The following is a 2401-nucleotide window of genomic DNA, read 5'->3' as shown; positions in this document are numbered from 1 at the left end:
GTCATGGGGATGCTCCTGTTTTGAGTGAAGGTTGCGAACCCCTCATCTCAAGACAGGACGCCCCGTTGCGCTATCCTGTTAGCTGTGCTGCCTGCCGCAGCGCCCTACCGCGCGAGCGGTTTAGTCCATTGGCCCATCGCCGACCTTCGCTCAGAAGGCCGCGATGTCCGCTCCCCGGAGATGAGGCGACAAGGTCAGGCAAGCTGCCGAGGTCAGCTTCCGCGACCGTCGCCAACACAAGTCGACGTCTGCAACTGGCCGATAACCGGGGGAAACAGCTGAGATACGGAGTTCGTGATTTCCATAGCCGGGAGAAGCCAGCCAGGCATCGATATTTGCGGCAGTGTCCGCTTGTCGCGCCCGCCGCAAAAGGAGTTCGCGGGCGGTGCCAGGAGGAAGGTGCTTTGCCGCTTCCTTGTAGCGTTGAGCCTCTTCCGCAAGCCGCTCTTGAAAGGTTTTCTCGTGTTTGACACGGCGGCGACGCTTGATCATGCGCTGCTCCATTCCGTTAGAGGAAGGCGGGAGCGCAAGCAGGCGATCTCATCACCGATAGAAGCCACGAACCGTGCGGTGATGCCAGTAAAACTACTGACTGCGCGGGCCCGCTTCCCCCACAAATATTAAGTTTGGCGGGGGCGTCCTCCGATTCATTTCACCACTTTACGACGTCCGCCGCGGGTCAGGAGCCGCGGTCAAGGCAGGCGGTCGGGGACGTCCGGCCTAGCTCGAAGAGCCGACATGGTGAATGGCTGGACCGCTGTTCGGGTTCGGGCCACTTGAGATTCGCCGCTATTCTCGGTCGAAGGGCCATTGGCGAAGCTGCCCTCTCGCTACCGCCGGCCGATTATCTTTTCTGGTCGCCCTGGCGAGGTCGCTGACCGGGCTCGCCGCCCTGCTGAAGGTCAGCTTCGAGTTCCAAGATGATGACGTGTATCAGGCTCGCGGCAAGTGGATCGGTCACCTCCTGCTCCAGGAGCCGATAGCGCGCAATCTCGGTTTCTAGCTCTCTGAGCTGGCGCTGTGTCATCGCGGTTTGCCCTCTAACGAACCGACGCTCACGCCGCCAATTTGTTTCCAAAGATCTTGCGGTTTCTCTCTAGTTACTCCGTAACCAGGACCTCCGGACTTCCCGGGCACGCCAACTGAGGCGCGGCAGTTCAAATTTGCGCTCGGATCTGCGAGTCCGGCCGCGCGGACCAACGTTCTTACATCACCAAGGTCTGCTCACTTTTGAACTTAAGTGACCATCACTCCCGCACTTCCAGCATGCGCCGCGAACGATGACGAACAGAACAGAATCCGCTTCTGCTTCCCGCCGGGGCAGCGGCATTAGGAACGGTCTCACCTGGATCTGGTTCTTCCGAAGGAGCTGGGGCAAATCATCAACCTGCAATCGGAGAAGAAACATGGCAAATCCGCGCCAGGAGGATAAGTCTACGCAAGGCATAGAAGACGCAGCCCGCCGCGCCGGCGATAAGGGTGCTGAGCAGACCACCCGCATTGGACAAGCTGCGGCGGATCAGACGTCGCGCGTCGGGCAAGTTGCGGCTGAAGCCAGTGAGCAAGTGGCTCGAGCAAGTGCGGACCTGCTCAAGCAAAACGCCGAGACGTTGCAGGACGCGTGGCGTTTCGGCCTGGAAACGGCGACGTCGGCCATGGGTCGGTCCACCGAGCAACTTGGTCGCACGCTAGGCGTGTCAGGAGAAGGGGTGCAACAGGCAACGGAGGCAACGGAACGGTCGGCCCGCAACGCGCAAACGCTGCTTTACAGCGGTACCGCTGCCGCCAGAGTGATGGGTGGAATGTCTCAAGAGTACTTCCAGATGGTCCGGCACCAGGTCGAGAAGAACATGGAACACATGAATAAGTTGTGGACTTGCCGAACTCCACAGGACTTTGCAGCCGTACAAAGTGACATGGTGCGGGAGACCGTGGAAATGGCTCTGGAAAGCAGCCGTCGGATAGCCGACATGTCGCTCAAAATGGCCGATGAAACCGGAAAACAGATCAAACAAAGTATGGAAGAGATCCGGCGCGTCGCCTAAACCTGGCTGTACGGGTTGACTAAAAAGAGCGGCTGTTGTCAGCCGCTCTTTCGGTGATAGCGCTTCCGCTTGGGGTAGGGGGTGCTGCTGCCGTTCGCAATATCGACCTGATCGCCAAGATCGAGAAGAAGCGGAAAGAGAATTGAGCGGATCACTGCAGCGCACCCGGCCCACCTAGCACTACTTTGGCAGATTTTGAGCGGCATAGGATTCCCAAATCAGTTTTCCAATGATTCATGGGTAGTCGGCCTTTGGAGGGGCCGACCATGGTTGGCAACACGCTGGATTGGAATGAAGAGCTTGGACGCTGGCTCAAGCCATTTCTGGATCGGTTGGGTCATAAAGCGCGGCGACAA

General features: G+C 58.9%; 3 protein-coding genes. 1 reads left to right on the top strand and 2 read right to left on the bottom strand.

Going from position 1 to position 2401, the window contains the following annotated elements:
- Positions 1 to 150 precede the first annotated feature (150 nt).
- Together LMTR3_RS40090 and LMTR3_RS23555 are read right to left on the bottom strand one after the other, a co-directional pair.
- On the bottom strand, positions 151 to 492 hold the full coding sequence (locus LMTR3_RS40090; RefSeq protein WP_349643819.1) for a hypothetical protein: 342 nt from the start codon (positions 490 to 492) through the stop codon (positions 151 to 153).
- Between the two features lie 352 nt (positions 493 to 844).
- Positions 845 to 1027, bottom strand: a complete 183-nt coding sequence (locus LMTR3_RS23555; RefSeq protein ID WP_065747402.1) for a hypothetical protein — start codon at positions 1025 to 1027, stop codon at positions 845 to 847.
- A gap of 379 nt (positions 1028 to 1406) precedes the next feature.
- Here LMTR3_RS23555 and phaP point away from each other — a divergent pair, with 379 nt between their 5' ends.
- Positions 1407 to 2045: a phasin family protein gene (gene phaP / locus LMTR3_RS23550; protein WP_065747401.1), complete on the top strand. Its 639-nt coding sequence runs from the start codon at positions 1407 to 1409 to the stop codon at positions 2043 to 2045.
- The last annotated feature ends 356 nt before the right edge of the window (positions 2046 to 2401 follow it).

Source organism: Bradyrhizobium sp. LMTR 3 (genome assembly GCF_001693485.1).
In the GTDB taxonomy this organism is placed as follows: Bacteria; Pseudomonadota; Alphaproteobacteria; order Rhizobiales; family Xanthobacteraceae; genus Bradyrhizobium.
This window is presented reverse-complemented; position numbering and strand designations above follow the sequence as displayed.